At 72.9% G+C, this 26,721-nt stretch carries 16 protein-coding genes; 7 read left to right on the forward strand and 9 right to left on the reverse strand.

The annotated features are described in order from the left end of the window. Positions 1 to 31 precede the first annotated feature (31 nt). The 6 genes from ACFCY7_RS23885 to ACFCY7_RS23910 form a co-directional block, all read right to left on the reverse strand. Positions 32 to 2,161, reverse strand: coding sequence for a LamG-like jellyroll fold domain-containing protein (locus ACFCY7_RS23885; protein WP_376488070.1), 2,130 nt, complete (start codon positions 2,159 to 2,161; stop codon positions 32 to 34). A 209-nt stretch (positions 2,162 to 2,370) separates the two neighbouring features. After that, entirely contained in the window at positions 2,371 to 4,023 is a 1,653-nt protein-coding gene (locus tag ACFCY7_RS23890; RefSeq protein WP_376488071.1) for an alpha/beta hydrolase, read from the reverse strand. 272 nt (positions 4,024 to 4,295) lie between these two features. Then, positions 4,296 to 5,273: an MASE1 domain-containing protein gene (locus tag ACFCY7_RS23895; protein ID WP_376488072.1), complete on the reverse strand. Its 978-nt coding sequence runs from the start codon at positions 5,271 to 5,273 to the stop codon at positions 4,296 to 4,298. Positions 5,274 to 5,355: 82 nt separating this feature from the next. Then, on the reverse strand, positions 5,356 to 6,186 hold the full coding sequence (locus ACFCY7_RS23900; protein WP_376488073.1) for a PP2C family protein-serine/threonine phosphatase: 831 nt from the start codon (positions 6,184 to 6,186) through the stop codon (positions 5,356 to 5,358). Positions 6,187 to 6,639: 453 nt separating this feature from the next. Then, positions 6,640 to 7,551 carry a hypothetical protein gene (locus ACFCY7_RS23905; RefSeq protein WP_376488074.1) on the reverse strand — a complete coding sequence of 304 codons (912 nt, stop codon included), beginning with the start codon at positions 7,549 to 7,551 and terminating at the stop codon, positions 6,640 to 6,642. Then, positions 7,548 to 7,976, reverse strand: a complete 429-nt coding sequence (locus ACFCY7_RS23910; RefSeq protein WP_376488075.1) for a hypothetical protein — start codon at positions 7,974 to 7,976, stop codon at positions 7,548 to 7,550. The genes ACFCY7_RS23905 and ACFCY7_RS23910 overlap by 4 nt, the downstream gene beginning before the upstream one ends. Positions 7,977 to 8,133: 157 nt before the next feature. Here ACFCY7_RS23910 and ACFCY7_RS23915 point away from each other — a divergent pair, with 157 nt between their 5' ends. After that, entirely contained in the window at positions 8,134 to 11,583 is a 3,450-nt protein-coding gene (locus ACFCY7_RS23915; protein WP_376488076.1) for a CHAT domain-containing protein, read from the forward strand. A 329-nt stretch (positions 11,584 to 11,912) separates the two neighbouring features. Next, entirely contained in the window at positions 11,913 to 12,962 is a 1,050-nt protein-coding gene (locus ACFCY7_RS23920) for a tetratricopeptide repeat protein (protein ID WP_376488077.1), read from the forward strand. A 138-nt stretch (positions 12,963 to 13,100) separates the two neighbouring features. On the opposite strand, the gene ACFCY7_RS23925 is transcribed toward ACFCY7_RS23920, so the two are convergent. Together ACFCY7_RS23925 and ACFCY7_RS23930 are read right to left on the reverse strand one after the other, a co-directional pair. Beyond that, positions 13,101 to 14,480 carry a DUF5685 family protein gene (locus ACFCY7_RS23925; protein ID WP_376488078.1) on the reverse strand — a complete coding sequence of 460 codons (1,380 nt, stop codon included), beginning with the start codon at positions 14,478 to 14,480 and terminating at the stop codon, positions 13,101 to 13,103. Positions 14,481 to 14,673: 193 nt separating this feature from the next. After that, positions 14,674 to 15,891 (reverse strand): PucR family transcriptional regulator, encoded by a 1,218-nt coding sequence (locus tag ACFCY7_RS23930; RefSeq protein WP_376488079.1) that lies wholly within the window; start codon positions 15,889 to 15,891, stop codon positions 14,674 to 14,676. Between the two features lie 87 nt (positions 15,892 to 15,978). Here ACFCY7_RS23930 and ACFCY7_RS23935 point away from each other — a divergent pair, with 87 nt between their 5' ends. The 4 genes from ACFCY7_RS23935 to ACFCY7_RS23950 all read left to right on the forward strand — a co-directional run bounded on the left by ACFCY7_RS23935 (position 15,979) and on the right by ACFCY7_RS23950 (position 24,407). Then, positions 15,979 to 17,520, forward strand: a complete 1,542-nt coding sequence (locus ACFCY7_RS23935; protein WP_376488080.1) for a flavin-containing monooxygenase — start codon at positions 15,979 to 15,981, stop codon at positions 17,518 to 17,520. A gap of 622 nt (positions 17,521 to 18,142) precedes the next feature. After that, positions 18,143 to 19,651, forward strand: a complete 1,509-nt coding sequence (locus tag ACFCY7_RS23940) for a DUF4246 domain-containing protein (RefSeq protein ID WP_376488081.1) — start codon at positions 18,143 to 18,145, stop codon at positions 19,649 to 19,651. Positions 19,652 to 20,252: 601 nt separating this feature from the next. After that, on the forward strand, positions 20,253 to 22,136 hold the full coding sequence (locus ACFCY7_RS23945) for a VWA domain-containing protein (RefSeq protein ID WP_376488082.1): 1,884 nt from the start codon (positions 20,253 to 20,255) through the stop codon (positions 22,134 to 22,136). A gap of 369 nt (positions 22,137 to 22,505) precedes the next feature. Next, positions 22,506 to 24,407: an FHA domain-containing protein gene (locus ACFCY7_RS23950; protein ID WP_376488083.1), complete on the forward strand. Its 1,902-nt coding sequence runs from the start codon at positions 22,506 to 22,508 to the stop codon at positions 24,405 to 24,407. Positions 24,408 to 24,482: 75 nt separating this feature from the next. On the opposite strand, the gene ACFCY7_RS23955 is transcribed toward ACFCY7_RS23950, so the two are convergent. Next, entirely contained in the window at positions 24,483 to 25,340 is an 858-nt protein-coding gene (locus ACFCY7_RS23955; RefSeq protein WP_376488084.1) for a class I SAM-dependent methyltransferase, read from the reverse strand. A gap of 104 nt (positions 25,341 to 25,444) precedes the next feature. Here ACFCY7_RS23955 and ACFCY7_RS23960 point away from each other — a divergent pair, with 104 nt between their 5' ends. Continuing rightward, positions 25,445 to 26,032, forward strand: coding sequence for a TetR family transcriptional regulator (locus tag ACFCY7_RS23960; RefSeq protein ID WP_376488085.1), 588 nt, complete (start codon positions 25,445 to 25,447; stop codon positions 26,030 to 26,032). Positions 26,033 to 26,721 lie beyond the last annotated feature (689 nt).

Consider the following 26,721-nt stretch of genomic DNA (forward strand, 5'->3'; position numbering starts at 1 on the left):
GGCCACCGGGGGCGGGCTCCGTCGGTCGGGCTCAGGCTGCGGGGGCCCTGAAGTGGCAGTTCGTGGAGATGGGCGAGGTGGTCGTGCCGTCGGTGGTGCGGACGCGCCAACCGTAGGCGTGGCCCGGGATCAGCCGGGGCACCGGAACGGAGACGGTGCCCTGACCGCGGACCCGGGTCCCGGCCGAGCCCGCTTCGCCCATGGTGATCGGCTGCGGCTGGGTCCGGTCGGTGTTGTCCCAGAGGGAGAACTCGGCCCACACCTCCCTGGACGGGTCGGGGTGGGTGACCGTGGCCGTCAGCGTCGGGGTGAGGGTGGTCGCCGTACCGTAGTCGGCGCCGAAGGGGTCGAGGTTCTGGTGGCAGCCCTGCGAGAGCGGCTCGCCCGCGACGTCGCGCAGCGCCGTGCCCCTGCCGGTCGGTGCCGTCAGACGGCCGGCGTACGAGGCGATCTGGTCGTCGCGCAGCGGGTAGTCGAAGGCCGCCACCCGCTGGACGAACCCGTCGAGGTACGCGTTGCCGACGCCCTTCACCTTGTCGCGGCCGACGACGAACCGGCCCGTGGCCGCCCAGCGGTCGGATTCGACATGCGCGGCCGTGGCCTTCTTCACGCCGTCGACGTAGAGGGAGACGGTGCCGGCGGCCGCGTCGTGCACGCCCGTGAGATGGGTCCACGTGCCGGTCGGGGCGGCGGGGGCCATGGCCTGGTCGACGCTCCACGTGGTGCTGTCGACCTTCGGCAGGGCGAAGCGCCAGGTGCTGTCACTCGCGTTGTACCAGAGCATCATGCCGCTGATCATCTTCCCGTCCTGGGACAGGACGACCGACGTGCCCGCGCCCGGGTCCACCTTCGCCCAGGCGGAGACGGTGAAGCTGCGCGTGGTGTCCACGACCGGCCCGGCCGCCGTGGCGGCTCCCGTCGAACCGTCCAGCGCCAGGGCCCCGCCGTGCTCGCCCGGCGCCCACGAGGCGCCGCCCGTGAGCGTGCCGCCGAATCCGTCGGGGCTGCCGTCGAGGCGCCAGGAGAGCTTCCCGCCGCCCTGCGTGCTGCCGTACAGCGGGGTGTGGTCGGAGTAGCCGGTCGCGTCCGGCTCGCACGGGTCGGGGACGGTCGACGGCGTCGCCTTGGTGCAGGCGGGCTGGAGGGAGAGCCGGTAGTCCGCCTTGTCCGCGAAGTCCGTCCGGGAGTCGCAGCCGGTGAAGCCGCCGGTGGCGAAGAGGTAGTCGATCTTCGAGGACGTGTATCCGGCGTACGACAGGATCCCGCCGTCCGCGTCCTTCGTCACGCCGTCGCGCGTGAACTTGGTCGGCTCGTCGGAGGCGTCGCCAGGGTCGTACGCCTGCTGGTCGCACTCCGACATCAGGAGGTGGAGCGGCTGGAGCCGGTCCTGGAGCCGGGTGTTGAGGTCACCGCCGAGGACGACGGACGGGAACTTCCCCACCACGTCCGCGACCGTCGCGATCTGGTCGTCGTAGTACTGGTCGGCCTGCGCCTGCGTGAGCCTCTTCGGGACGTCGGCCGCGAAGTTGGACACGTGCGTCGTGCACACGTGGTTCTCCCAGCCGGCCACCTCCACGCAGAGCACGCTGCCGCGGCCCATCGCCAGACCGAGCGGAGTCGCGAAGTCCGTCTCCGTCTTCCACGTGATCCGGCCCTTGACGCCGATGGCCACGCCCAGCGTGCCGGACAGCGAGCCGCGGCACTTCGAGCCCTCCGTGTCGATGAACTCGACTCCCGGCTTGTCCGGTTGGTACGTGTCGTCCGGGCGCGTCCCGCCCGCGAGCGCGAACGTCCAGTCGGAGTCGGGATCGTCGGCCTCCAGCTTCGCCTCCAGCGGGACCAGGTGGCTGACCGAGCAGACCTCCTGCAGCATGACCGTGTTGAGGCCCTGCTCCTTGACGATCCGGGCGATGCCCTCGATCTTCTTGCCGGGCACGTTCCGGTACGGGCAGTAGCCCGTGTCCGAGGCGACCCGGCCGCCCGCCTCACCGCAGATGTTCCAGGTCATCGCCCGGACCGTCTCCCGGGTGGCGGCCGTGCCGGCCGCGTCCCCCGGGACCGTCGTGACGGCGGCGGCAGGTGCCGCCTGTCCCGCGAGCAGGACGACGGCCGCGAGGACGGTCGCCAGGACGTGCAGCCCATGGGCCGCGATTCTTCTCATGAGTCGTCACTTACCAGACTTACCGGCGGACCTGAGGGGGTCCGCTCCTCCCCCGCCCCGAGTCCGGGGCAACGCCCATGACTCTGCCAGCCGCGCCGCGACGTCGACCGGCGGGCCTGCAACCCGCGGCCCCCGCCGCCCCCGGCACGGGCGGGGCCCCGTCTCGCGGGGCCCCGCCCTCAGGGCTCAGGGCCGGAGAGGGCGCGCCGTCAGAAGCGGTCCTGTCCGATCGGGAGGCGCTGCGGGACGGTCGGCAGCGGGAGCGGTGTGGAGCGGCCGGCCTGCTCGGACGGGGTCCGGCAGGTGAGGTCGGTGGCGGGCAGGCGGCCCGTGACCAGGTAGGCGGTGGCGGTCGCGTCGGCACAGGAGCCCAGTCCGTAGACTCCGTGGCCCTGGCCGCCGAGGACGGTGACCATCCGGGACCCCTTCATGACCCGGTGCAGTCCCCGGCCACTGGCCAGGGGCGTTTGGGAGTCCCACTCGTTCTGCAGGACGAGGGCGGCGACGGAGTTGTCGACCCGGGTGGCGGGCTCGGCCCCGCCCCGCCAGAACGCGCACGGCTTGACGGTCGACGCGAAGTCCCCGTACAGCGGGTACCTGGCCTTGTCGCGGAGGGCGTCGCGCCGGTACCGCTCCGGGTCACGCGGCCACGCGCGGGTGTCGGCGCACACCACGGACCAGAAGGCCGCGTCCATGTTGTCCGCCGGGACGGCGGGCGCGCCGGACGGCCCGTCGGCGGCGCGGCCGAAGCGCGGCGGTACGGGGGCGAGCGGCGTGCCGCTCCGTGCCGGCGCCGGCGTCCGGCCCTCGGCGGCGTCCTTGAGCCGGACGACCGCCTCGGAGGCGTACGCCACGTCGAAGAACACGGCCCGCGCCCCGAGCCGGATGTCGTCGCCCGACAGGGCGACGCCGTCGAGCACGATCGGCTCGCGCTCCGCCTGTGCCACCAGCGCCCAGAACGCCGCACCGACCTCGGTCGGGGTCGCGCCGAGCCCGTACGTCGCGTTCCGCTCGGCGGCCCAGGCGGTCCACCGCGCGAACGCCGGTTCCGCCCCCTCGGCCCACACCTGGATCATGCCCCGCCAGATCCGCTCCGGGTCGACCGCGCTGTCGAGCACGAACCGGTCGGCGCGCTGCGGGAACATCTGCGTGTAGACGGCTCCCAGATACGTTCCGTAGGAGTAGCCGAGGTACGAGATCTTCCTCTCGCCGAGCACGGCACGGATGACGTCCATGTCCCGTGCGGTGTTGCGGGTGGTCATGTGCGGCAGGACGTCGCCGTTCCGCGCCCGGCACTTCTCCGCGACGGTCCGCGCCCACCGGACGTCCTTCCGGAACGTCGCCGCCTTGTACGGGCGCTGCCACGCCCTCTCGTCGTCGTTCAGCCCGCAGCTCACCGGGGCGCTCCGGCCGACGCCCCGGGGGTCGAAGCCGATCAGGTCGTACCGCTTCTTCACGTCGTCCGACAGCATCGGCGCCAGCCAGACCGGCATGTCGAGCCCTGATCCGCCGGGCCCGCCGGGGTTCAGGAGCAGCACACCGCGCCGGTCGCGGGCGCTGGTCGCCTTCGTCCGTGACACGGCGAGGTCGAGCGTGCGACCGTTCGGACGGGCGTAGTCGAGGGGCACCTCGATCGTCGCGCACTCGTACTCCGCCGGCCCTCCCCCGTCACAGGGACTCCAGCGCGGCTCCTGCCGCTCGTAGCGCGCGAGCGCGTCGACCGAAGGCGTGGCGGTGGTCTCGGTGGCGGTGGCGGTCCTGGGCGCCGGCCCGGCCGCCGAGGCCGCAGCCGGGGTGAGAACGGGGAGGAGCGCCGCGATGGCGCCGAGGGCCACGACGGGTGCTGTTCGTCTGCTTCGCACGGTGATGGAGATCCTCGCGGGAGGTGGACGGTCGGTCCCAAGCACCCTTGCTCATACGGGACTTGACGGAATCCCTCCGAAGGAGGGCATCACCTCCCCCCAAAGGAGGACCCGACCCTGAGTCGCGGCGCCGAAGCCGGCGTCCCTCACGACCGGGGTTCATCAAGGGTCCGCCCGGTCGGCCCGGTCGGGCTGTTCAGGCTGACCGGGCCGGGCGGACCCGGCCAGCCCGGCCGGACCGACGGCGGCAGTGCGCCGTCGGGTGTCACGGGCTACGGACGGTCCTCGGGCCGGTACTCGTACGACTCGGGTCCCGGCTCCATCCGGCCGACCATCTCGGCCAACCGGTCGCAGACCCGCTTGATCTCCTCGTGCGTCCGGTCGCGCTCGGTGATGACGGCCGCGAGCAGGAGGGCCGTCAGGGCGGTCGTGCCGTTGAAGGCCTGGAGGGTGACCATCGCGGCGAAGACGTCGTCGCCGACGAACGGGCCGCTGTCGCCGCCGGCCGCGAGGATCGCCAGCGTCGACACGACGAGCGCGCACGGCGTCGCGCCGGCCAGCCGGAAGCGCAGGGCCGCCCAGATGAGGAACGGCGAGACGAGGAAGAGGAGGTTCGTGTCGGAAGTGCGCGTGGCCAGGAGCGTGGTGAGGACCGTGCCGATCGCCAGGGCCGCCGCCTCGAACCAGCGGCCGGGCCCGGCTCGCGACGGCCACCGGGCCTTGGACAGGACGAGGAGGAACGGAGTGACGACGAGGATTCCCATCGCGTCACCGGCCCACCACACCGACCACGTCGGCCAGAAGTCGCCCGCGTCCAGCGCTCCGGAGAGGACCAGTGCGCCGCTTCCGACGGTCGAACTGATCAGCATCCCGGCGAGCGCGCCGAGGAAGACCAGGGCCAGGACGTCCCGCAGGCGGTCCAGCTCGTTTCTGAAACCGGCCCTGCGCAGCATCAGACAGGCGCAGACCGGCGCCAGGGTGTTGCCCGCGGTGATCGCCAGGACCGCGACCGGCGACGGCCCGAGGAACACGTTGACCAGGAACGCGCCCAGCGCGATGCCCGGCCAGACGCGAAGCCCCATCATGAGCAGCGCGGCCAGCGCGACACCGGTCGGCGGCCACAGCGGGGTGACCTGGTCGCGTACCAGCTGCTGGAGGAGGCCGATCTGCGCGGCCCCGTAGTAGACGGCGGCGACGGCGAGCGCGCGCAGAGCGATGGACCCGCGACGACCCGCCTCTGCGCTGCGCACGACAGCAGTCTCCCCCCAGATGCGGCCACCGGCGACCTCGGCGTACCAGTGCCGGCACCCCCGGCGGCACCCGCCCCGCCGGTCAGGCGGGCTCTTGCGGACCGTCGTAGCGAACGACGAGGACCGCGGCGTCGTCGCGGTGTCCCGTCAGGTCGGCCACCTTGACGACGGCGGAGGCCAGCACGTCGGGATCGGCGTCGAACCCCGCGCGCACCAGCCGGGCCACCTCGGCCAGACCCGACTCCATCGGGTAGTGCGGCCCCTCCACCACTCCGTCGGTGAGCAGGACCAGCACCCCCGGTTCGGTCAGCCGCCGGTGCGTCACCGGATACGACTCACCGGGCACGATGCCGAGCGGCGGCCCGCCGCGGTCGAGGGCGATGCCGTGACGGCCTCCGGCCGTGGCCCAGACCATCGGGACGTGACCCGCCCTGGAGACCGTCAGATCGCGGCTGACCGGGTCGAAGCGCAGGAAACAGCAGGTCGCGAAGAGGCCGTATCCCAGGGCGATCAGCAGATCGTTGGCGCGGCCGAGCACTTCCCGGGTGTCGCTCGTGGCCTGCGCGAGGGCGCGCAGACTGGTGCGCACCTGGCCCATGAAGGCGATGGCCTCGACGTCGTGCCCCTGTACGTCGCCGACCGTGAGCCCCAGTGACCCGTCGTGCATGAGGAAGGCGTCGTACCAGTCACCGCCCACTTCCAGACCGCCTCGCGACGGTGCGTACCGGGCGGCCAGACGCAGTCCCGGAAGCTCCGGCAGCTCGGGTGGGAGCATGTGGCGCTGCAAGGCCACGGCCAGCTCTACCCTGGCCCGCTGGTACTCGATCCGTTCCAGGGCCTGATCCACGAGCCGCCCGAGCGCGACCAGAAGTTCCTGCATGCTGTCGGGCTGCTCGGAACGATGTCCGCGCATCACGGCTCCCGGCTCTCCTCCGCCCGCCTGACCTCACCATAACCGCTGCCGCCGCATGCCTCCACAGAGGTGAACCCGCAGGCCGGAGGCGGTCCCGGCGGGGCCGGGATCGCGGGAGACGGGGGCAACCCGGGAGCCCGGAAAGGGCACGCAGAGACCAGCCGGTGGTACCCGGACCCGGACCGCGGCCGGCGCCCCCGTGGAGTGGCCCGTCACCGCCGAGGAGGGCTGTCCCTTCGGTGTCGGCATCACTGACAGGGCCCGTCCAGTGCGTCGACGACGCCGAGGCCATCGCCCCCGAGCGGCCCGTCTGCCTCCCGATCGGCACCCCCGGAGACGCGCGGTGGGCCTGCAGGCGAGACCGAAGCCGTGCCGGCCGGAGTGCAGGCCGGAGGCCCGGACCGGGACCAGAGTCGGGAGACGTCGGGAGGTGTCAGGAGGCGGCGGGAGGTGTCAGGCGGGTTTGCGCAGGGCCTGGGAGAGGCGTTCGCCGAGTGCGCGGTCCATGGCCGGTGCGGAGTCGAGGCCCATGGCGGCCGCAAGGTCGCGGACGTGGAGGTCGGCCAGGGCCTCGGTGAGTTCGGCGAAGGCGGTCGCGGCGGTCCGGCCGCGGTGGAGGCCGGCGGCGAGGGCGGTGATCCCGACGAGGGCGGCGGGCCACCACCACACGCCGAGCAGCAGGTATCCCGCGCCCCAGGCGCACAGGCGCGCCGCCGCGCTGAACCGTGCGCGGGCGGCGTGCAGTTCGGCGCGTGTGCCGTCGGCGGCGAGGAGCCAGAGGTGGGGCCAGGCCGCCGCCAGGTCCAGGCGGTACACGCGCCAGAGCCGTCGGCCCGGTGCGGCGAGCCGGTCGCCCATGGCGAAGGGATGGCGCGGCGCGGCGGCCGCGATGCGGTCACGGGCGGCGAAGTGGTCCTCCGCGATGCCGGCGAGCCGGTCGGCGTCGTCCGACCCGGCGATACGGGCCCGGCCGGCCGTGACCAGTGCGGCGCGGAACGCGGCGTCGGCGTCGCGCCACGCGCGCAGCCGGCGGTCGGCGAGGCGCCGCAGCAGGGGCCCGCGGGGCTCGGCGCACCAGAGGAGCTCCACTCCGGCGCCGAGGGTCTGGGCCGCCGCGCCGATCGCGGCCGCGGCGAGCAGCACCCCCAGGGCGACGAGGGCGATGGTTCCCGCGCTCCGGGAGGCGGGGGAGGCGGCCAGGGTGTCGAGCCAGGTCCGCAACTTCCCCACGTCGGACCAGTGTTCGTGCCCGAGCACCGTCGCCGTGGTGGCGGCGGCGATGAAGAGCAGTCCGGGCAGGGCCAGCAGCGTCAGCCACCGCTCGGCGATGCGGCCGCCCAGCGCGCTGAGGAAGGCTCCGGTCACCGGAGGGGCACCGCGTTCAGCGGCCTGTCGAGGATGCCGCAGGCGGGCTGATCCGGGGCGTCGGCGTCGGGGGCCTCCACCCGCCCGCACCGGCCCGCGGGACAGGCGAGCACGTACAGCGCGGGGTGCCCGGGACCGGCCACCGGCAGGCTCTGGAAGCCGGGGACGGGAGGCGTGGGCGTCGTGCGGTACGAGCCGAGCCCGGCGCTGTGTCCCGCGGCCAGCAGCAGTTCTTCCAACTCGTCGAGTCGATCGCCGAGTTGCTCGGGCGAACGGCCGTCGCGCAGGGCGGTGACGAGGGACTCGACCAGCCGCGTCCCCGGCTCGCCCAGGGCGTCGAGTCCCGACGAGGGGTCCGTGAGCCGGCGGCAGAGTTCACCGAGCCGCGCATCGCCCGTGCTCGCCCCGTCGGCCGTGTTCGCCACGCTCCCGCTCCCCCTCGGACGCCGGTTGCCACTTCGTGGTGATTGTACGGGCGGGCCTCGGCGATCCGAGGGCTTCTTGGCTATCGTGAACACGGGCCGGTCCGTGGAAGTCGCGTGCAGGACGCGCGGTCCGGGGCGGCGTCAACCGGGGGTGGTCGTGGTCAGCGCGGCGGATGCGGCGGCAGCCGGAGGAGTCGGCGGACGGCCCGGTGCCGATCAACTGCTGCTGCTCCACCTGAGGACGGGCGACCGCGGGGCGCTCGACGAGGCGATCCGCTCGTACCGCCGGGAGCTCGCGGTCGCGGAGCCCGGTGACGCCTCCGTGCCGGGCCGCGCCGGGAATCTGCTGATCGCCCTGCACCGCCGGTGGCAACTGACGGGAGACGCGGACGATTTGGCCGCGGTCATCGCCTTCGGCCACGAGCGGGTGTCCGCCGAGCGGTTGTCCGACGGTCGCGTGCGCCCCCAGGACGTGATCCTCCTGGCCCTGGCGTACCGTCAGCGCTTCGACCTCCACGGGCAGGCGGGCGATCTCGACCGGGCGGTCGAGTTGTTCGACCGTGCGGCGGACCTGCCGCAGGACGCCACGACCGGCGCGCAGACGCTGGCCTCACTGGGCGAGGCGCTGCAGGAGCGGCACAGGAACGGCGCGCGCGGCGGCGTCGAGGGCCCCGGGACGGCCGACGGGACGGATCTCGCGCGGGCGACGGACGCCTTGCGGGACGCACTGGAGATCCTTCCGCCCGGCTCGCCCGACCGGCCCGGCTACCGTGCCAACCTCGCCGCGGCGCTGCACAGCGCCTATCTCCACGGCGGCGACACCGCCGCCCTGCGCGAAGCCCTGGACGTGTGGCGGGTGGCGCTGCGCGAGAGCCCGCCGGGCAGCGAAGTCCGGCCGCTCGTGCTGGCGAACCTGTCCCAGGGCCTCCGCCAGTGGCACGATCACGATGCTGGCGAGGCGGGTCGTGCGGAGATGCTGGAGGTGCACCGCACCGCCCTGGCCGAGACGCCCGCGGGTCACCCGCAGCGTCCCGAGCGGCTCGCCGGTCTGGGCGTCGCGCTGCGTCTGGCCGCCGAGGACGACGGTGACCCCGCGCTGTTGCGGGAGTCCGCGCGCCTGCTGCGCGAGGCCCTGCCGCTGTACGCCGACGACGCCCCGGAGCGGGCCATCAGGATGAACAGCCTCGGCAACACCCTGCACCGGTTGGCCCAGTCGACCGGGGACGCGGTGGGGCTCGACGAGGCGATCGCCGTGCTGCGGTCCGCCCTGGCCCGGCAGCGGCCGGGCACCGGCCCGTACGCCGACACCCTGGCGAACCTCGCCGTCACGTTGCGGGAGCGCGCCCTGCAGACGGACGACCTGGACTCCCTGCGGGAAGCCACCCGGCTGGCCCGCGACGCGCTCGACGCGACGCCGGCCTCCGCCGCCGCGCAGGTCGTGCGCCTCGCCAACCTCGGTGTCGTGCTGCAGAGTTGGCACGGCGCGACGGGCGAGTCGGCCGCCGCCGACGAGGCGGTCGCCGCGGCCCGTCGCGCCCTGGCCCTGGCCCCCGGGGCCGGAGCGGTCCGCGCGGACCGGCTGAACCACCTGGCCAACGCCCTCCGCGCCCGGTTCGACGAGCGAGCCGACACGGCGGACCTCGACGAGGCGGTCACCCTCCTGGATGAGGCCGCCGATCACGTCCCGTACGGCGATCCGGCGCTTGCGCTCTCCCTGTCGAACGCCGGATCCGCGCGCCTGACGCTGCATCATCACAGCGCCCGCGAGGGGCTCCTGGAGCAGGCGGTGAGCGACCTGGGCCGTGCCGTCTGGTCTGCCCAGGAGGGCGGCTCGGCCCACGGCTCCTTCCTGCGGTCGTACGGCGACGCGTTGCGCGCCCTGCACCACCGGGACGGCGACCCGGGCGTGCTGCGTGCCGCCGAGGACGCCTACCGGCAGGCCGCGGGCACGACGGCCGTGCCCGCCTACGAGCGGGTCCTCGCGGCCTGGGACTGGGGAGCGGCCGCGGCGGCCGGACACCGCTGGGACGAGGCGGTACGGGGTCACGAAGTGGCCCTGGGACTCCTGCCGTTCGCCGCGTCCGGCCGGCTGGCCCGCAGCGACCAGGAGCGCGGCCTGTCCCGGGTGCGGGGCCTCGCCGCCGAGGCCGCGGCGTGCGCGGTCAACGCGGGGCGCCCGGAACACGCGGTGGCGCTCCTGGAGCAGGGCCGCGGTGTCCTGCTGAGCCGGGCCATGGCGACCCGGGACGGGATCGGACGGCTGCGCGAAGCCCATCCGGGCCTCGCCGAGCGGTTCGTCTCGCTCCGTGACCGGCTCGACGCGCTGGAGGCCGCTGACGCGGCGGAGACGGCCATGGGCCGGCTGCCGCCTCCCACCGCGGACCGGCGTCACGCCCTGGCGAGTCGCCTGGAAGAGCTGGTGGCCGAGATCCGCGGGGCACCGGGCTTCGCCAACTTCCTCGCCGCGCCGGACGGGGCCGCCCTGCTCGCGTGCGCGGAGGACGGCCCGGTGGTGCTCGCCTACTGCAGCGGCTACCGCAGCGACGCCCTGGTCCTGCGTCCCGGGGGCGTCCTCCTCGTGCCGCTGCCACGGGCCACGCCGGACGCGGTCGGCGCCCAGGCGGACCGGCTCCGGGACGCGCTCACCGACGCGATGGACCCCGCGCGCGACAAGGCCGCCCAGCGGACCGTCGCCGAGGTGCTGGCATGGACGTGGGACCACGTGACCGGCCCGGTGCTCGACCGGCTCGGGCCGTCCGCCGCTCCGGGGGCGGGGGGCGAGCTGCCCCGGCTGTGGTGGTCGCCGGGCGGCACACTGGCCGCCCTGCCACTGCACGCGGCCGGGCACCACGGCGAGAGCACCGGCACCGCGCCCCGTCGGGCGGGCGGGCCCGGGGCGTGGCCGCGTACGGTCATGGACCGCGTGGTCTCCTCGTACACGCCGACCGTCAGGGCTCTCCGGTACGCCCGTGACCGGGCCGCATCCCCGTCGTCGTCCGGCCGGCTCCTCGCCGTGGCCCTGCCCGAGACCCCCGGCGCCCGGCCGCTCGGCGGGGCACGACGCGAGGTGGAGGCGCTGCGCGCGCTGCTGCCGACCGACGTGCTGTACGGGGAGGGCGCCACCTTCGACGAGGTCATGGCCGCCCTGCCGGATCACCCCTGCGTCCACTTCGCCTGCCACGGAGTCAGCGACCCCGCCGACCCGTCGGCGGGCCGGCTCCTCGTGCACGACCATGCGACCCGGCCGCTGACGGTCCGGGAGATCGCCCGGCTCGACCTGCCGGCCGCGCGACTCGCGGTGCTCTCGGCCTGCGAGACGGCGCGCGCCGACGGGGACCTCGCCGACGAGTCCGTCCACATCACCTCCGCCTTCCAGCTCGCGGGATATCCCCACGCCGTCGGCACGCTCTGGCCGGTGCACGACGCCGTGGCCGTCCGTGTCACCCGCCTCCTCTACCGGGGGCTGCGCAGCGACGACGGCGACGGCGGTCCTGCCCTGGACGACAGCCGGACGGCGACCGCACTGCACGGGGCGGTCCGGGAGTGCCGCGCCGCGTTCACCGCCAGCCCGAGCCTGTGGGCCGCCCACGTCCACGCGGGGGCCTGAGGCGCTCGTACGAACCGCACGAACCGCACGGACCGTACGCACACAAGGAGATGGTCACGATGAGCCGGTGGTGGCGCAGGACCCCTCGGGGGGACGCGGAGGGCGGCGCGGACGGCACGGCGGGATCGCCAGGAGGCGGCCGGGAACAGGAACAGGAACGGCAACAGGCTCAGGAGCAAGCGCAAGCTCAAGCTCAAGCTCAAGAGCAGTCGCAGTCGCAGTCGCAGTCGCAGTCGCAGTCGCAGTCGCAGTCGCAGTCGCAGTCGCAGTCGCAGTCGCAGGAGGATCGTGCCTGGCGGCCGGTCGGCGGGCACATCACCATCACGGAGGTGACGGAGGGCCGTCCGCAGGAGGAGATCGCGCGGGTCGAGATCTCCCCCGAGGAGTGGCACACGCTGCGCGCCCGTGCCGTCGTCGCGCGGCTGGGCGCCGAGCATCCGGAGGCGCTCGACGCGGTGCGCGAGCTGGCCCGGGTCCTCGCGTCGACCCCTGGGCGCGGGGAGGAGGCGGTGTCGTTCTACCAGCAGGTGGCCCGGGGCCAGTGGACCGTCCTCGGGTCACGTCACGAGGAGACGCTGCGGACCTCCGCCGAGCTCGCCGACGTCCTCCACCTCACCGGACAGCTGCAACTCGCCGAATCGGCCTGGCGCGACACCTTCCGCGGCCGGTCGGAAACCCTGGGACGCGATCACCCCGACACGCTGCGCAGCGCGGCGGGGCTGGCGACCGTCCTGGAGGACCTCAGGCGCGCGCCCGAGGCCGAACCGCTGCAGCGGGACGTGCTGGCGCGGCGGACCAGGCTTCTCGGGCCCGACCATCCCGACGTGCTGACCGCCGCGAACTCGCACGCCTCCTCGCTGCTCAAGTGCGGCCGCCACAAGGAGTCCGAGCGGGCGCTGCGCGGCCTCGTGCCCCGGCTGGAGCGGCGTTACGGGCCCGACCACGAGCGCACCGCGGCGGCCCGGGCCAACCTCGGTGCGGTACTCGTCCGGCTGAACCGCCACACCGAGGCGGAGGGGCACCTCCGCGCCGTCATCCGGTCCTTCGAGGCGACCGTGGGGCCCCGCCACGAGAGCACCTTCACCGCGCGCAACAACCTGGCGGCCGTCCTGCACGCCATGGGGCGCGAAGAGGACGCGGTCCCCGTCCTGCGGGACGTCCTGGCGGGCCGGGCGGCCCTGCAGGGCGAGGACCACCCGAACACCGTGTCGACCCGGGACAACCTCGCGAACGTCCTGATCGACGTGGGGCAGCACGCCGAGGCCGCCGCGCTCCTCGATCGCTGCGTCCGCGACTACCGGCGCATCTACGGGCCGGGGCACCCCCGCGAGCGGGCCGCCGAGGAGAAGCTGGCCTGGCTACGGGACGACACCCGCTGAGGCGACACCGGGCGGCCCGCGACCTCCGTGGCCGGGGAGCCACCCGGCTCGCCCGTCGCTCAGGCGGTCCGTCGCTCAGGCGGTCAGCCGGTCCACCGGTCCACCGGTCCACCGGTCCACCGGTGAGGGGGCCGCCGGTCAGTCGCAGCAATCGCAGCAGCACTTGCACGGGTTGCAGCAACCGCCGCCACCGCCGCAGCCGTCGCCCGACCCGCCGCCGGAACCACCGGAGCCGCCGAAGCCGTTCCCGCCGCCCGAACCACCGGACGAGCCGCCCGAGTTGCCTCCGCCTTGGCCGCCGAACCAGCCGTCACCGCGGGAGCCGTCCCGGCCGGATCCGTCCCGGCTCGAACCGCCGCCGTGGTTGCCGTCGCCGAACTGGAAGGGCTCGGCGTCGTCCCCACCGTCGTCGTCGCAGCGGCAGCAGTTGTAGCACAGCCTGCAGTCACCGCAGATCCGGCCCCACTCGTGACACCGGCGGCACTGCCCCTCCGGCCGGCCGGAGGCCATCGCCCCGCCCTCCGGGGCCGTGCCCGCGAGCGCCCCGACGCCGCACGCCGTGCCCGAAGCGGTCTCCGAGGGCGTCTCCGTCGCCGTACGGCGTCCCAGCCAGGGCAGCATGCGCGGGACCCGGGCCTGGCGGCGGTGCTGGTGGTCGCGGTGGCGGGGGTCGAAGACCCGGTCGACGGCACGTTCCAACTCGACGCCGAGGAGGGCGCGTACCAGCCGCGCGTCGACGAACTCGGCGTCGGACAGGGCGAGTCGGATCCCGTGGACGGCGTCGTCGCACAGGCGGCGCACCTCGGCGCGGTCCGCGCCGGTCACGGTGATCGGGTTCCACGAGCCCGAAGCCGCGTCCGCGTCCAGGTCCTCCACCGCGTCAAGGAGGTGCGCCAGCCGGCCGAACAGGCGGCCGGCCTCCGTGAGCGGTTCGGTGTTGCCAGGGCGGTCCGTGAGCACCGCGGTGTACGCGAAGGCGGCGGCGGTCGCCGTCTCCGTGGGCTCCGTGACCGTCAGCAGCGAGCCACCCGGCCCGGTGGACCGCTCCACCTCCGGCTGGCGGCCGACCGCTTCGAGCAGCACCGCGGTGTCGAAGCCGAGACGGTCGCCGCCCGCGGCGCCCGCACGGTCCCAGCCGTGGGCGATCCGGCGTGCCGCCAGCGCCACCGGGCGGCGCCCCACCAGGCCGTCGCCGTCGGCCACGTGGTCACGTATCTTCGCCGCGGCGAGGACCAACGACACCGTCGCCGCCAACCGCGCGCCCTCGCCCTGCGCGACGTCCGCCGACCGCATCCCGCGCAGTGGGCACGGACCGGCACCACGGCGCCAGTCCCCGGTGCGCTCCGACTGCGCTTCGGTCAGCACCGAGACGATCAGGCCGTCGTAGTTGGTGGCCACCCTCGCGAACTGGCCGTACTCGCTGCGCAGCGCCAGGCACAGCCCGCACAGATGCGCCATCCACTCGCTGCGCAGGCCCTCGCCCAGGCGATGGCGGCACGGCCTGATGATTCCGAACACCGAAGCTCTCCCCCGTAGAAACCGCTACCCGCGCGCGTCCGGCCGGACGGCTCGCGGACGCGCGACGGCACATGAGGCACGACCGCACGTGACCGCGACGACGACCGCACGTGACATCGACGCGCGGCCGACATCTTAAAGGGTGCCTTTCGGGGGCGTCCTCGGCGACGAGCACGTCGGGTGTCCGGTGGTGTCAGGGGCGGCCGCGCCACTGGAGGACCTTGAGGGCGGTGCCGACCTCGATCGTGTGCTCGGCGAGGGGGCGCGGGAGGAGCTGGTCGGCGCGGGCCAGGCGACGGAGCAGGGTGTTGCGGTGGGTGAACAGCCGGGCGGCGGCCCGGGTGGCGTTGCACTGCTCGGCGATGAAGACGCGGAGCGTCTCGGTGATCTCGGGTGGCGCGGTCTCCAGCTCGCCGAGGGTGCGGGTGACGAACCGGTCGGCGCGTTCGGGGTCGGCGGTGAGCAGGGCGACGAGCTCGACCTCGTGATGGAAGGCCAGCCGGGCGGGTGAGGTGAGACGCGTGAGCATCTGCTGGGTGGTCAGGGCGTCGAGGTGGCTGCGGCGGAACCCGTCGACGCCCGGCGCGGTGGAGCCGATCGCGACCCGCACGTCCGGCAGCTCGTCCAGCGCGGCGCGCACCCGATCGCCGTCGGGGCGACCGTGCACCCACAGCCAGCGGGTGGCGGCGCCTGCGATGACGCTCAGCGGGCGCAGCTGGCCGGCGGCCTCGGCGAGCGCGTCGGCGGCCCGGTCGAGCCGTCCCAGGTCGGTGTCGGGGGCGACGGTCCACACGATGGCCGCGGTGTGCGTCGCGTGCAGCCGGTAGCCCAGCAGGCTCTCGGCGCGCTCCCGCGTGATCGGTGCCCCTTCGATCAGCAGGGCGACGGTCTCCCTGCGCTCCGCGTGGGTGCCGCGGGTGAGTTCGTCCCGCTCGGCGCGCATCCGGGCGGAGATCGCGCCCACGGTGTCGTCCACGAAGGCGGCGATGGAGCGCAAGGACACGTCGAGGAGCTCGGCCAGCTCCTCCGGATCGCTGGTGAGCGAGCAGGCGATCTGCGTCCACATCCGTACGGCGACGCTTTCGCCGACCCGGTAGGCGTCCAGGGCGGACTCGTCCAGGCCGCGCCGGATCATGTCCCGGGCTACGGCCAGGGGTGCCTCCGTGTCGTTGGCGGGGACCGGCTCGCCCGGCGCCCGGATGTTGGAGGCCGCCCAGAAGAGCAGGTTGGAGCGGTTGGTCCGGCGCGTTCCGGCGGCCAGCACGGGATCGTCGGCGATCTGCCGTCTGGCTCCGCCGGCCAGGGTCGCCGCGTCCAGCTCGTCGAGCCAGTCGTCCGAGGGGTCGAGCGCGATCTCGGCACCCCGGCGGATCAGTTCCCGCACTCGGGGCGAAGGGGTCTGCCACGGCATACCCTCATCGTACGGGTGCAGATTGCCACACCCGTCGAGAGTGGCGGTGCGGTTTGCACATTGCCGCCGGACGGTGCCGACAGCAGCATGGACGCACCCACCCTCCGACACCGCCGGGAGCCGCCCGTGTCCTCGTCCCCTGCCAGGTCCGCCGTCGAGCACCTCGACGTCCTCATCGTCGGAGCCGGGATCTCGGGCATCGGCGCCGCCAGGTACCTGAAGACGGAGCTGCCGTCGAAGAGCTTCGCGATCCTCGAAGCCCGCCAGGCCTCCGGCGGGACCTGGGACCTGTTCCGCTACCCGGGCATCCGGTCGGACTCGGACCTGCACACCTTCGGCTACGAGTTCAAGCCGTGGCGCGACGAGCAGTCCATCGCCGACGCGCCCCGGATCCTGGCCTACCTGCGGCAGGCGGCCACCGAGAACGGCCTGGACGCGCACACCCGGTACCACCACAAGGTGCTCGGCGCGTCCTGGTCGACCGACCGGGCACGGTGGACCGTCGAGGTCGAGCGCACCGACACCGGCGAGCGGACCACGCTGACCTGCGGCTGGCTGTTCTGCGCGGGCGGCTACTACCGCTACGACGAGGGCTTCACCCCCCGCTTCGAGGGCCTGGACCTCTTCAAGGGCACGATCGTGCACCCGCAGCACTGGCCGGAGAAGCTGGACTACGCGGGCAAGCGCGTGGTGGTGATCGGCAGCGGGGCGACCGCGGTCACCGTCGTACCGGCGATGGCGGCCACCGCCGCGCACGTGACCATGCTGCAGCGCACGCCGACGTACGTCCTGCCGGTGCCGCGCGCGGACCTGATCGCCAACACGCTGAAGAAGTACCTCGGTCCGCGGCGCGGCTACGCGCTGACCCGGCGCAAGAACATCGTCCAGCAGCGTCTGATCTGGAGCTTCTGCCGGCGGTTCCCGAAGACGGCGCGGCGCCTCATCCGATGGATCAACACCCGCCAGCTGCCCGCCGGTTACCCCGTCGACCTGCACTTCAACCCGCCGTACGACCCTTGGGACCAGCGGCTGTGCGCCGTCCCCGACGGCGACCTGTTCCGGGTGATCCGCGACGGCCGGGCCTCGGTGGTCACCGACCGGATCGCCGGCTTCACCGAGCAGGGCATCCTCCTGGAGTCCGGCCAGGAGCTGGCGGCGGACGTCGTCGTCACCGCCACCGGGCTGAACGTGCAGGCGTTCGGCGGCATGAACCTCACCGTCGACGACCATGAGGTGCGGCTGCCCGACACCCTCGCCTACAAGGGCATGATGCTGTCCGGCGTGCCGAACTTCGCCTACGCGATCGGCTACACCAACTCCTCCTGGACGCTGAAGATCGGCCTGCTCTGCGAGCACTTCTGCCGACTCCTCGCCCACCTGGACGCCCACGGCTACGACACCTGCCGACCCGAGCCTACGGACCCCGGGATGGCGACCCGTCCCTTCCTCGACTTCGGGGCCGGCTACGTCCGGCGCGCCGTCGACTCACTCCCCCGCCAGGGGGACCGCATGCCGTGGCTGACCTCGATGGACTACCGCGACGACGTCGGACTGCTCCGGTCCGGCAGCGTCGCCGACCCGGAGCTGCACTTCTCCCGCTCCACCGTCCGCGCGGAGATGATGACGTGACCGTCGGCACCACGACGGCGCCAGCCGGTGGGAACGCGTCCGAGGACCGGTTCGTCGACCTGCCGGCCGGCCCACGGCTCACCTACCGCCTGCACGACCCAGCCGACGGCGAACAGCTCCTCCCAGTCGCCGGGTTGGGACCGGACCTCACCTCCTGGCCGGCCCGCACGGTCGACGGGTTCACCACCCACGGGTTCCGCGTGGTGCGATTCGACACCGCAACGCCGCCCGGTCCGGCCGGATCGCCGCGCCGCCACCGGGCCGGACCCGGCGGCGGAGCGGGCCTGGGCGCCCCCCCTCTGGGAGCGCACGGGGGCAACCGCTCCGGCGCGCCGAAGCCGGCGCCCCCCCCATCCGCGTCGGCTCCGATACCAAGGCCACGGACCGCCTGACCCGCCTGCTCCCCGTCCTGCATCCCAAGCTGACCGCCGCGGCCGAGCGGCGGATGTTCGGCTCCGCCAAGCGCTGACCGGCCGGGGCACGCGCGCGGCGGTCGGCGGTCGGCGGTCGGCGGTCGGCGGTCGGCGGTCGGCGGTCGGCGACGAAATGGAGCACGGATGCGGTGTCAGTCCGCTGAAGTATTCTTCCCGCCACCGCACACCGACCGGGAGGACCAAGAGAATTGTCTGGCCTGTCTGCTTTCCCACTGCCCTTTCACACATCTCGTTCGCTGCCGTTCGCGACGCCTCGGACGCTGCGGGAACTTCAGATGATGCAGTGCAGCGCGCACATTCGGGCGAAGCCGGGATGGTTCGACAAGATGCACGACGCCGACATCGTCGCGAGGTGGACGCGGGAAGCGGTCGGTCAGGGCCTCACCGAAGCGCAGGTTCGCTACGTACTCGCCGAACTCGCGCATTACGCCGCGCTGCGGGACGAACGGACGGGCATCGAGGTGTCCGCGGTCGACGGGGTGTGGCAATCGGACGCTCTGATCGACGAAAAGCTCGGATTCCGGCTGCGCGAGGCGGTCCGGGTTCTGGAAGACGTACCCGAGGCGGAAAAGGACTGGCATCCCGGATCCGACGGCCAGGTACTGGATCTCGTTCACCCTTCACTGTTCTGTCTGGTGAGGGAGGTGAGCGGGGCGCCCGAGCGGGCTTGGCGGAACCCGACGAACCAGTACTCGCGGTACGAGTTCTCCGAGAGGTTCCAGTGGATGCCGACGGACGTCGACGTCGATGACGACGGCGGTGTCGCCTTCCGTTCGTACGTCAACAACGTCCACCCCGAGAAGCATCACGAACTGGCCGCCGTGTTGCCGGAATTGTTCGCGCGCATGCTCCCGCTGTGGGAGAACGTGCTCACGGATCTGCGCCATCCGCGGCCCCCGCGGATCGAGGCGGATCCTTACGGGTGGTACGGCTCGGAGCCGGAGCGTCCGAACCGGTCCTCCTACAGTGACGACGAGGCCTACGCGGAGGCCCGTCGCGCATGGGACCGGGCCCAGGACGACTGGTGGGAGAACCGCCGACCGGTCGTCCCGGACGCCCCGGCGTTCACCCCGCCCGAGGCGCCCGACGCGTCCTCCCGGGTCGACCTGCGCGGCCGGCGCCTCCAGGTCATCGTCAAGGTCGCCAGTCTTCACCTGACCCCGGACAAACCCGAGTACGCCGGTGGTTCCTGGCACGTCGAGGGGATGCTGAACGAGCGGATCGTCTCGACCGGCCTCTACTACTGGGACAGCGAGAACATCACCGAAAGCCGGCTGGGCTTCCGGTCGGCGCTCGACGACCCGGACTACGAGCAGAACGACGACGACGGTCTGCGCGAGGTCTACGGCCTGGAGGACGAGGACGCGCTGAACCAGGTGCTGGGATCGGCATCGACCCCGGCGGGCCGCTGCCTGGCGTTCCCGAACGTCCTGCAGCACCGTGTCGCCCCGTTCCGTCTCACGGACCCCTCCCGCCCGGGCCATCGCAAGATTCTCGCGTTCTTCCTGGTCGACCCGTCGGAGACGATCGTCTCGACCTCCGACGTGCCACCGCAGCAGCCCTGGTCGGCATCCTCGACCATGACGCTGGAGCAGGCCGAGAGCTTCCGCGAACAGCTCATGCGGGAACGGAAGTTCTTCGTCGACGAACACAACGAGCAGCTCTACGAGCGCGAGTTCTCCCTCTGCGAGCACTGAGCGCTCGTCGGTCCACCACTCCGGAACGCGTCCGCCGGCCTCACGAGGTGTGTGACGCGTCCGGATTGTCCGACGTGCTCCACGAATCGGGACGCTCCGGAGCATCCGAAGCGCCCGGAGCACCCGGCGCGTAGAACGCGGTCATGAGGCGCGTGCCGGGAAGCCCGCGCTCGCCGGGTAGAGCGCGGCACGGCGCTCCTGAAGCATCTGCTTCAGGCAGTCGCGGTCACCGGCGGAGAGGGCATCCCCTGAGCCTTTCGTCGGGTCGTGTACGGCGCCGGCGGATCCGGGCGGTTCGATTGTCTGCACCGATGGACCCTGGAAAGCGGCCACGAGTGGCGCGAGGATCTCTCTGCGACCGCACGGCCTCATGCCCGCCTTCCCGCGCCGGGACCCGCGGGCTGCCGGAATGCCCGATCGGCGTCCTCGCTGCCGAGGGATTCCGGTACCGGCGCGCAGAGGAGATCTACACAGGAGCCACACACCCCTGACCACAAATCCACTGTCCTGCAGAGCGGTTCGGACCGCAGGGGCCCTGCGGGGCCCGACAGACAAACGCCTGGAGATCACCCTGATGTTTTCGAGACCACGCCGACGACGCGTGCTCGCCGCCTTTTCCCTGCTGGCGCTCGGGGCGTTGCTTTCGCCGGCGGCGACGGCGAGTGCCTCCCCCGCGGCACCCGAGGGGCCGGAGGTCGCACGGATCGACCTGGTTCTCGATCTGTCGGGTTCGATGAACAAGAAGGACGCGGGCGGCCAGACCCGTCTCGCCGCCGCCAAGCAGGCGGTCACGCGGATCATCGACACCGCCCCGGAGCAGGCCCCGCTGGGACTGCGCGTGTACGGGGCCACGTATCCCGGTCAGGACAAGGGAAAGGGCTGCGCGGACACGCAGCAGGTCCTGCCGGTCACGCCGATGGACGGGGCGGCGCGCGCGGACGCGAAGAAGCGGGTCGCGGGGTTCAAGGCGGTCGGGTTCACGCCGATCGGCGTCGCTCTCCGCGAGGCGGCCGAGGATCTCGGGGCGAGCGGCAAGCGCCGCATCGTCCTGGTCTCGGACGGTGACGACACCTGTGCGCCGCCCCCTCCGTGCGAGGTGGCCCGCGAGCTCAAGGCGCAGGGCATCGACCTCGCCGTGGACGTGGTCGGCTTCCGGACACCCTCGTCGGCACGGACGCAGCTGAAGTGCATCGCCGACGCGACCGACGGTTCGTACGCGGACGCGGACGACGCCGACTCGCTGACCGACCATCTGGCGACGCTGTTCCGCAAGGGGTGGCAGAGCTACCACGCCACCGGAAAGCCGGTCGATGGCTCCCTCACCGGCTGCCAGGACGCCCCGCTGGTCGCGCCCGGGCAGTACCTGGACGAGTTCACCGGCGGGCGCGACCTCTATTACAAGGTCAAGAAGCGTCCTGACCAGCGGCTCCAGGTGAGCGCCACCGCCGTCGCCGAGGAGGGGTACGGCCGCGGGTCCCTCATCACCGTCGCGGCGGGCCCTCCGGACGACGGCGAACCCCGCGCCTGGCTGCGGGAGTTCTCCCAGTCGATGGGGTGGTCGAACATCATCTCCACCGGAGGCCGGAGCAAGCCGGGATCGGGCAACGAGAAGGCCGCGCCGAACGACACCGGCTGCATCATGGTCGAGAACGACGTGACCGAGTCCGGGGACAAGCCGATGCCCGTCGAGCTGCTCGTCGGCATCGCGGACAAGACGACCCAGGGCGTCGGCGCGCGGGTTCCCGAGCCCCGCACCGGGGCGGAGGCCGCGGGCGGCTTCTCCTTCAACAGCGCCACGCCGATCGGCCCGGGCACCTACCGGCAGTCCATCGCCGTGGGCGAGGCCCCCTTCTGGCGGGTGGAGTTGAAGGCGGGCCAGAGGCTGACGGTCAAGGGCGGCGTGGACATCCCGGCGGACTTCCCCAGCTCCACCACCGGGTGGTCCGTCACCGTCTACAACGCCCAGCGCGAGTCGACGACGTGCAACGAGGACCACGACCTGACCGAGCTCCTCTCGGGCCGGACCGGGCACGTCGAACGGGTCTGCGGGCCCTGGGAGATCACCGAGCCGGACGACGCGAAGAGCCCCGACCTCAACGGGTACGACGTACCCGGCACGTACTACATCCAGGCCGCGGTCGCCGAGCCGGCCGACGAGGCGAAGGGCATCGTGGTCCCGATCTCGCTGACCGTGGACATCTCCGGCACGCCCCGCGCCGGGAACGGCCCGGTGTTCCTCTTCGGTGACGCATCCGACCAGGGCCCCTCGCCGTCCGCCTCGGACGGCAACGGCGAACAGGGCGGTAAGGGGAACGGCGAGCAGGGCAAGACCGGTGCTCAGGGCGGTTCCGGCGGCACGACGGTCGCCGCCGAGGGCGACGACCCGCTCATGAGCAGGCTCGCGCTTCCGTTGGGCATCGGCGCCGCGGTCCTCCTGCTCGGCGGCGTCGCGTTCTACGTCCTCAGGCGCGGCAACGGAGCCTGACCGACGGCGCTCCCGCGGCAGCGGCGGCAGGGCAGCGGGGTCGGGGCCGACAGGCCACGCCCTTTCTGTCCTGCCGCATCATTCGCATGCGCATGATGCGCATGCGAATGATGCGCATCACGTGAATGAAGCGAATGAAGTGAATGAGGTGAATCCCGGGGTTCCTGCCGGGCCTTTGCTGTTACATCTTCACGGAACGACCACCGTATGATGATCAGTCGTTCCGTATGCCTTCTCATCGACCTCGCGGCCGCCTTAGGATTGTCCTGCGTGCCGGAGGACTCGCGGTCTGTGATGCGGGGCGACGCTGGCTGGTCACCGGTTTCGCAATTCGTCATCGGATCCGTGACTCGTGGAATTGGGTGACCCATGCCTCCTCGGCTTGTCGGCCATCAAGGCTCCCTGGCTGGAAAGCAGTTCCCGATCGGCACCACACCGGTAACCCTCGGTCGCAAAGGCGACAACAGCATCGTGATCGTCGGGGAGAACGTCTCGCGCTTTCACGCCGAAGTACGCCGTGAAGGCCATGGATTCGTCCTGTACGACAGTGGCAGCAGTAATGGAACACGGGTCAACGGGACGCGTGTGACATCGCACGAACTGCAGCCCGGCGACCTGATCGAGATAGGCACCGAGACGTTCCGCTTCGAAGCGGCCGACGCGATGGAGACCATCCTCGACCTGTCCGTCCTGCGCCCACTCGCCCCCTCCGCCCAGGCGACCCTGGCGGCGGGTCCCGTCCTGGACGTCACGGTGTCGGGCGGTGGCCCCGTCGGCCTGAGCTTCGCCCTGCTCCTGGAACACCTCATGGGGCACCGCGTCGCCATCACGGTGTACGACGGCCGCTGGACCGAGGACGGGCAGAAGGTCGTCTGGAAGGACGAAAGCCAGGGCAACGTACGCCGGCAGCAGGTCGTGACGGTGCAGAGCCGCCAGTACCTGAACCTCCCCGAGGAGGTGCGGGAAAGGCTGTTCCGCGGCGACGCGTTCTCCGAGATGTGGCCGGTCGGCCCCGACTCGGTCCGAGGCCACAGCCCGAGGAACCTCCGGATCGCCTACATCGAGGACACGCTCCTCGAACTGGCCAACGAGAAGCCGGACCGCATCCGGCTGGTCCCGGCCGCGTTCGATCCGGCCGAACACCAGAAGTCCGGGGCGAAGGACCACGTACTCGCCGTCTGCGAGGGCGGGCGCTCCCGAACGCGGGAGTACTTCGCCGACAAGTTCGGCAGCGCCGACAAGTCCATCTACTCGCTGCACGGCCGACACGTTCAGGACGTCGTCCTGGGCCTGCGCGTCAAGTCGACCCTGACGGACCCGATGACGGTCCTCCTGACCGTGGCCCAGAACCGGTTCCTCCTCAACGCCCTTCGCGGCGAGGGATTCCTCAACATGCGCCTCACCGATGCCGAGGCCGCGGAAGTCGTCGGCATCGATCCGGTCCGGCACGTGTTCGAGGAGTGCATCGCCTCACGCCCGTGCGTCATGGGCCGCGACGACCACGGCGACTTCCAGTGCTCGACGCACAGCACCCTCTTCCTGCCCGCCATGGTCAGGGGTTCGGCCCTGTGGAAGCGGGTGCTGGAGGGGCTGACGCTGTTCGGCGTCGCAGAGAAGGACCTCAGCGCCGTCACCGCCTTCCGGCTCGACATGGTGCAGCGCCCCAGGTTCACCACCCGCTTGCACTCGGCCACGTCGACCTCTCCGGGGACGTACGGATTCCTCCTCGGCGACGCCGCCAACGCCATCCACTTCTGGCCGGGGCGCGGACTCAACAGCGGCCTGGGCTCCGCCATCTCACTGGCCCGCTCCCTCAACGGCGCCTGGACCGGCAGGCCGTTCCGCGACGCCGACTTCGCGCGCCACGAAGCGGCGATGTCCATGCTCCAGTACCGACACAAGAGCCGCGCCTGGAACACGATGATCTCCACCGACGAGAACGGCGTCAGCCGCCCGATCAAGGAGAAGATCGCCCAGAGCATCGAGGAGTCCGAGGGCAAGGACCTCGACAGGAACGCGGACATCGACGCCCTCGTCGAACGCCTGCGGTCGATCCGCGACCGCCTGGCGTCACGCCTCCCCGGCATGCCCGACGACGCGACCCTCCGGAACCACCTGGAGTCGCTCGGCTCCTCCACCCTGCGCACGCTGTGGGAGAGCGGAGCGTGGGACACCCTGATCGTCGGAGGCGAAGAGGTGGACATCGACATCTTCTACCGGCAGGACTCGCCGCCCGCGACCGCCGCGACGAGGACCCCCGCGGCGTCGTGATCACGGAGGCGCGGGGGTGCTCGCCGGCGGGTCGAGGCCCCGCCCTCCGGGACGATCAGCCGGCGACGGTGGCGGTCAGCCGGCGGCAGTAGCGGTGGCGGTGGCGGTCAGGAGCCATCCCGTACTCAGGAGCCGGACCGCGCCACCGGTCTCGTGAGCACCGAGGCCTTCGGTCAGGCGCCGTCGCGCACGGGCCTGCGCGGCGGGATCGACCGAACCGAGGAGGTGTCGGCCGGGGCCCGAGTCGAGGAGGAAGTCCGCGGCCTCCTCCGCGGTGCGGCCCCAGGTCCCGTACGCCTGGACGTGTTCGGCGCGCACGTCCAGGAGACCCGCCGTGCGCAGCAGACCGGTCGCGGTGCCGGGGTCGGCGAGGGAGAACATGCCCGGTCCGCCCGGGGTGCCGAAGCCGCCGATCGGCAGGATGTCCGCAAGTGCGGTGAGCGCGGTGAGCCACTCGTTCCCTTCGGGTTCCGCCGCCGTCAGGAAGGCGACGCGCCCACCCGGGCGCAGGGCGGAAGCGATGTGGGCGAACGCGGCGGCGGGGTCGGAGAAGAACATGACGCCGAAGCGGCTCATCGCGACGTCGAAGGCGGCTCGGGGCAGGTCGTGGACCTGGGCGTCGCCGTGCGTGAAGGAGATGTTCGCGATCCCCTCCTCGGCGGCGGCACTCCGGGCCCGCTCGAGCATCGGGCCGGAGAGGTCGAGGCCGGTGGCATGTCCGTGGCCCGCCGCCCGTGCGGCCAGGCGGGTGGTCGCGCCCGCGCCGCAGCCGATGTCGAGCACCTGCTCCCCGGCGCGGATCGACGCGGCTGCGAGCAGCGGCCCGTCGAATCCGGCGTTGACGGCGTTCCAGCGGTCGTGGTGGGCGGCCCAGTGCGTGCCCTCGTAGCCGTTCCATGCCCTCGCCTGGGCGGGGTTCGCGGTCTGCTGCATGCGAAATGACCTCCGATCGGGAGCGACAGCCCTAGAATGGGCGTATGCCCAAACAGTATGGGCACCCGCCCATACTCGCAACACCCATTCCCAGGAGGAAGTTGATGTCACCGCGCGGAGTAGCCATCGAAGGCCTGCGCGAGCGGCTCTTCGCCGCGGCGGAGCGCGTCCTCGCCCGCGACGGGGCCGCCGCGCTGACCAGCCGCGCCGTCACCGAAGAGGCCGAATGCGCCAAGGGAGTCCTCCACACCCACTTCGCAGGACTGGACGAGTTCGTCGCCGAACTCGTCCTCCACCGCTTCGCCATCGCCGCCGCACAATCGGCAGACCTCCCCGCCAGAGCAGGCACCGGCTCCGTGGCCGACAACCTCGCGGACGTCACCGCCTCCGTGCTGTCCCTGGACCCCGGACTGGTCGGCCTGGCGGTGACCCGCCCCCTGGCCGCCCAGCGCGTCCGGGAGGCCTGGCAGGCAGGCGCCCCCGGCTTCCCCGCGATCCAGGAGTCGGTCGACCGCTACCTGCGCGCGGAGCAGGAGCTCGGCAGGGTCGCCGCACCCCTGGACACGGACTCCGTCGCGCTCGCACTCGTCGGAACCCTGCACCACCTCCTGATGACCGGCTCCGCCGAGGCGACGCCGGGATCTCAGGCGCGGATCGAACGACTCGTCCACGCGCTGATCGGTACGGCGTGACGTCCGCCGACCCGGAGGACGTCACGCGACACCCCCGCGCACGAGGCGACCGGGCCGGCACCTCGGCGTCCTCGCAGGACGTTCGCCGTAACCCGTTCGCGTGACGCGCGCGGGCCCCGTACGTTCGGCAGATGACCAGGACGACACCGGCCCGGCCGATCGCCGTGGAGATCGTGTTCCCAGAACTGGCGGCCCACCGCGGGCGCACCACCCGCCTCCACCCGCGACCGGGGCGACCCGGCCGGCACGACAGCCATGTCGGCGGGCCGCTGCTGTGGCCTCGCGACGAGCCGTGGCCCCTCTGCCGTGAAGCCCACGAGCCGGAGACCGAGGGGTACGCCCCCGAGGAGATCCGCGCGGCCCGGGCCGCGGGGGTACGGCCGCGGAGCCGCCCGTGGGCCGGTGCCGACGGCCCCGGAACGTGCGAGCCCGTGCCCTTCATGGGACTCGCCCAGTTCTTCGCCCGCGACGTCCCCGGCCTCGCCGCCGGGCCCGGCGGCGCCGACCTGGTGCAGCTCTTCCGCTGCCCCCTCACCCACGGCCCGCACCTGGAACGCCGCTACCTCCTGCACTGGCGGACGGCCGCACCGACCGAGCGCGCGGGCCACTTCCTCACCGCCGCGCCCGAAGTGCCGCTGCTCCGGTGGGAGGACGAACTCCCCCGGCCCTGCGTCGTACACCCCGAGGAG

The organism is Streptomyces sp. NPDC056361, from assembly GCF_042262805.1.
GTDB lineage: Bacteria > Actinomycetota > Actinomycetes > Streptomycetales > Streptomycetaceae > Streptomyces.

What these genes read in the sequence shown, in the direction of transcription:
- ACFCY7_RS23885 (WP_376488070.1), bottom strand. Translation starts at nt 2,161, where the DNA reads ATGAGAAGAATCGCGGCCCATGGGCTGCACGTCCTGGCGACCGTCCTC.
- ACFCY7_RS23900 (WP_376488073.1), bottom strand. Translation starts at nt 6,186, where the DNA reads ATGCGCGGACATCGTTCCGAGCAGCCCGACAGCATGCAGGAACTTCTG.
- ACFCY7_RS23930 (WP_376488079.1), bottom strand. Translation starts at nt 15,891, where the DNA reads ATGCCGTGGCAGACCCCTTCGCCCCGAGTGCGGGAACTGATCCGCCGG.
- ACFCY7_RS23935 (WP_376488080.1), top strand. Translation starts at nt 15,979, where the DNA reads ATGGACGCACCCACCCTCCGACACCGCCGGGAGCCGCCCGTGTCCTCG.
- ACFCY7_RS23950 (WP_376488083.1), top strand. Translation starts at nt 22,506, where the DNA reads ATGCCTCCTCGGCTTGTCGGCCATCAAGGCTCCCTGGCTGGAAAGCAG.
- ACFCY7_RS23955 (WP_376488084.1), bottom strand. Translation starts at nt 25,340, where the DNA reads ATGCAGCAGACCGCGAACCCCGCCCAGGCGAGGGCATGGAACGGCTAC.
- ACFCY7_RS23960 (WP_376488085.1), top strand. Translation starts at nt 25,445, where the DNA reads ATGTCACCGCGCGGAGTAGCCATCGAAGGCCTGCGCGAGCGGCTCTTC.